The organism is Chamaesiphon sp., from assembly GCF_041738855.1.
GTDB lineage: Bacteria > Cyanobacteriota > Cyanobacteriia > Cyanobacteriales > Chamaesiphonaceae > Chamaesiphon.
On sequence record NZ_JBGSPA010000044.1, the window covers coordinates 1 to 4,423 of the forward strand.

General features: G+C 47.1%; 3 protein-coding genes. 1 reads left to right on the top strand and 2 read right to left on the bottom strand.

Translation table 11 applies throughout. The features are described 5' to 3' along the window. On the bottom strand, nucleotides 1-330 hold a 330-nt coding region (locus ACEW9I_RS05170), incomplete at its 3' end, for a hypothetical protein (RefSeq protein WP_373539292.1). A 375-nt stretch (nucleotides 331-705) separates the two neighbouring features. Between ACEW9I_RS05170 and ACEW9I_RS05175 the strand changes: the two genes are divergently transcribed. Beyond that, a complete protein-coding gene (locus tag ACEW9I_RS05175; RefSeq protein ID WP_373539293.1) occupies nucleotides 706-1,158 on the top strand; it encodes a cupin domain-containing protein in 453 nt (150 codons plus the stop codon). A gap of 129 nt (nucleotides 1,159-1,287) precedes the next feature. On the opposite strand, the gene ACEW9I_RS05180 is transcribed toward ACEW9I_RS05175, so the two are convergent. Then, on the bottom strand, nucleotides 1,288-4,423 hold a 3,136-nt coding region (locus ACEW9I_RS05180; RefSeq protein WP_373539294.1), incomplete at its 5' end, for a hypothetical protein.

Here is a 4,423-nt window from a genome sequence, read left to right on the forward strand (position 1 = left end):
ATCGATCTGTTCCCCCCAGTAACAATCTCGATCTGGGGGCGAAGCTGGGGTAACTTCTGGCACAGCTAATTTAGGCGAACGATCTCGCTGGCGACGCAATACCGCTTGTAAATTATTTTTGGTGACGGGTTCGCCCAATACCTGAGTCAATTGTCGCCACAGTTCGTAGCCGATATCGCGGATATAACCAGTATCATAGCCGATTAGCTCGGCCATATCGGGGTAGGTGCGACCTTCCCAAGCGTGACGAAACACTTGCTCTTGAATATCGCGGAGACTTTGAGCTTGAAGCAGTCGATCGAGTAATGCTAAAGCTTCATCTGCTGTCATTGGCAAAGACCCTGCCAGAATCTATCTTTATTCTAGTCAGAATAATTCGTAAATTACAATCGCAGATCCGATCTTTTCCGATCTTTTCTGGCTGTCAAACTATTTGTGGCAGCTTATTCTGGAGACATGGAACAGCTTCAACCCTTCTAGCGCACCAACTCACACTTCAATTCTCGATTGCCAAATTTCACCTGATGGCTGATCGAACCCATTTGAGATCTTTCGATCGCTAGCTTCTGCATTGACTAATATTTACAGTAGTACAAACGGACAGCTTTGTCTGAGGGTCTGTAGTCTCAATGAAGTTGCCTAACAACACCCATGCACACCGATCGCCCTAAAAGATCGCCAAAAATCAATCCCTGGAGCAAAATTATGACACCTAAATTAACTCATCCCAACCCCAACATCCTCGTATCTGGCGAAGGTGAATCGCACCAATTGCTAACTCACACAGTAGTGTGGAAAATCACAACTGAAGATACCAACAGTCGTTATGCGATGTTTGAAATGACCGATACCGTTGGGGGTTCGGCACCCGCCCACAACCATCCCTGGGAAGAAACGTTCTACATCCTGGAGGGCGAATTAGACATCCAAATCGGCGATCGTTATGCAACAATTGGTGCTGGCGCAGTCGCCCATTTCCCAGCCAATGTCGTTCACGCTTTTAAAATAGTTTCTCCCGTAGCGCGCGTGCTAATCGTCGTCTCACCTACTATTGCTGAAGCATTCTATCGAGAAGCTGGTGCGCGAATTACCAGTTTTCCACCCGATCCGATCGTCGTGCAAGAGATGTGCGAGAAATACAATTTGCAACCTCAATAGTAATAACATTTTGGATTTTGGATTGCGGCTCTCGCACGCCTTTGTTTCCCGACGGTTTAGAGAGACAAGACAGGGGAAACTTTACTCGATCGAGTTGGTACCAACGATCGAAAAGATCGCCAATGGATTCTACCGCGTGGCTCCTAAAGCTATTAAATTCTCCTGCTGGGCAGCAGTCAATCCTTGGATGCCCCGAATATTCATCCCTTCATAGGGTCGAGGAGCGCGGAGGATTTTGACGCATTCACCCGTAGTAACATCCCAAATCCGAATGGTGGCATCAGCACTAGAACTGGCTAGCAACAGTCGTTCGTGCCAGCGCGCCGCAAGGCGAACGGAACGATTGGTGCCATGTTGGGGGATGAAAGCTACTGAGAATACCCCACTTTCGTGTCCCTCTAATACTTGCAGACATTCACCAGTGTGGAGATCCCAAAGTCTGACGGTGCGATCGAAACTACCGCTGGCTAGCAATCGTCCATCTGGACTAAAAGCCACAGACATCACAATGTCCGTATGACCCCGCAAAACCTGGAAACATTCACCCGTAGCTATGCTCCAAAGTCCAATCGTGCGATCGCTACTACCACTAGCCAAAATATCGCCGCTGGGGCTAAACGCGATCGTGCAAATCCCTCTGCCCACCTGCCAAGTCCGCAGACATTCACCCGTGTGGATATTCCAAAAGTTAATCGTGCGATCGCCACTAGCACTAACCAGGATATCTGGCTGGAAGCCAAACGCTAATGACATCACCCAATGCGTGTGTCCTGTCAAAATCTGGAGGCACTCACCCGTTTGGGTACTCCAAAGTCTAATGGTGCGATCGGTACTGCCACTGGCAAGAATTCGACCGTCCGAACTGAAAGCCATCGAGCGGATTTCGTAGCTATGACCGGATAAATTTCTGAGGCACTGGCCATCCTGCACGCTCCAGAGTTTAATCTTCGGATCTCCATTGCTACCGCCACCAGCTAGGAATCGACCATCTGGACTCACTGCCACTGCTCTAATCGCGTCAGTGTGACCTCGAAAACTCCTATATTCACTATTTTGAATATTCCAAAGTCTGAGCATCTTATCGAAGTATCCGCCAGCGATTAATATGGGTGGGTTCGCAATATTTGGGTCGATCGATTCTGGTAAATGAAATGTCGGGACAAAGACGATCGCAAAGAGCGCATTTGAGTACCCCTGTAAAACCTTGAGACATTGACCAGTCTCTAGACTCCAAAATCTAATCATGCGGTCTTGGCCGCCGCTGGCAAAGAGCTGACGATTCAGATCGACGGCAATCGACCATAGCCCGTTCTCATGACCGATGAGCGTCTGCTCGCACTCTTGAGTTTGAATGTCCCAAATTTTGATGGTACGATCCTTGCCACTGCTGATGAGCCTTCGACCATCGCGATCGAAGGCTACCGATTTCACTTCATTTTTGTGCCCTACTAAAGTTCCCAAACACTCACCAGTATCGATCTCCCAGATTTTGACTGTAGTATCATCGCTGCCGCTGGCTAGAAACTTGCCATCTGGACTAAATACTACAGACCAAACCCAGCCTTGATGACCCGCCAGCATTTTCCAGTATTTTCCATGCCTACCGTTCTGGATTTGCCAGAGGTAAATAGTGCCCTTAGAACAGCCGCTGGCAATGGTGCGACCATCTACACAAAATGCAATACACTTGACATCTTGGGGTTCGATCCCATCTTCATACTGGAGGCTATTCAAACACTCCCCACTGTTGACATCCCAAATTTTGATGGAGCTATCATCGCTACCACTTGCCAAGATTTTGCCATCTGGACTAAATGATACTGAGTATACCGACTGGGTATGGTCGGTAAGTGTCTTCAAGCACTCACCAGTGTTTAAATCCCAGATTCTGACGGTGCCATCGAAACTGCCGCTTGCCAGTATGTGGCGATCCTCCGCTGAAGACGCTAGGCGAACAGAGGCGTAAGTCAGGGAATGAACTAAACTGATGTGACCTTTCAAGATCGACTGAAGTTGATGAGTGTGCGTATCCCACAAGTAAATATCGCCGTTAAAACCACCACTAGCAAGATAGTTGCCATCTGGACTTAAAGCTAGTGAGTTAATGCTACCAAAGGTTTCAGTAAAAACTGACTTGGCCACATCGGTATCGGCAAAGTTAATGTCATGTAAATCTACATTCAGCAGATAGGCTTGCCAAATACACAAACCCGAAAAATCATAACCACTCAGATCGACTGCCAAATGACGGTAAAGGTTAATAAGATTGCCACCTGCATAGCCTTTTGTGCCAGCAAATTCAGTTCGCAACTTAACTAATAATCGATCGAGTTGCTGCTTGATTTCTGGTTTCGATCGCAATTTATTCATGAGTCGATCGACCAGCGGGACTAAAATCATTCGCACTTGGCTTTCGCGTACATAGTCTTTGGTCTGAGCCTGAATCAGTGCATGACTATTGAAAATCACCACATTAGATGTGGTAATTTCTTCGCAAATCTGCTCGATAAATATGTCAGTGACATACTCCATCACCACGGGTTGTAAAGTAAAGCAGCTCGAACTTTTTTCAATCAGACTTTGCCGATCTAACGATTGTAATGCGGCTAAAACTTGAGAGCGAAATCCGCTAGGAATGAAGTCTGCTAATAGTTGCGAAATCGACACAGCTTCGCGCCCGATTGCTAGCCAGTACATTACCTGTCGCTCGATCTGGGACAATCGATCGAATTGCTGTGCCAGTAAAGCATCGATCCCATTACAGAGAATTACCCCCTGTTCTAAAAATGCACTCACGCTACCGTCGAATAGATCCCGAATTGTCGTCGCCGCAATTTTAATTGCTAACGGGTTGCCAGAGTAAGATTGCTGTAACTGATTCCAATCAGTGGAATTAACTGTATGACACCCATTGGCAGTTCCGATCGCTTCCACTTGGCGATCGCTCAAACCAGGTAAATCCAGCGTGCAAACTGCCCCAGATTCTCCTTCTAAATGAATCAAAGTTTTGGGCTTTTCCCGACTGGTTAATATTAAACAACTAGCATAATGTTCGGTCGCAATCCGGCGCAGGAGTTCGCTATACCCAGCATAACCTTCCCGATAACCGCCATGGGAGAGAATCGATTCAAAATTATCGAAGACAATCAAACAGCGAGTAGTGCGTAAATATGCCATCAATTGGGAGATCTGAGCATCCACCGTATCCGCAGGTTCGGTTTGCTGTTGGTTGGAGACAAAGGCAATAAGTTGAAAGAGAATCTTA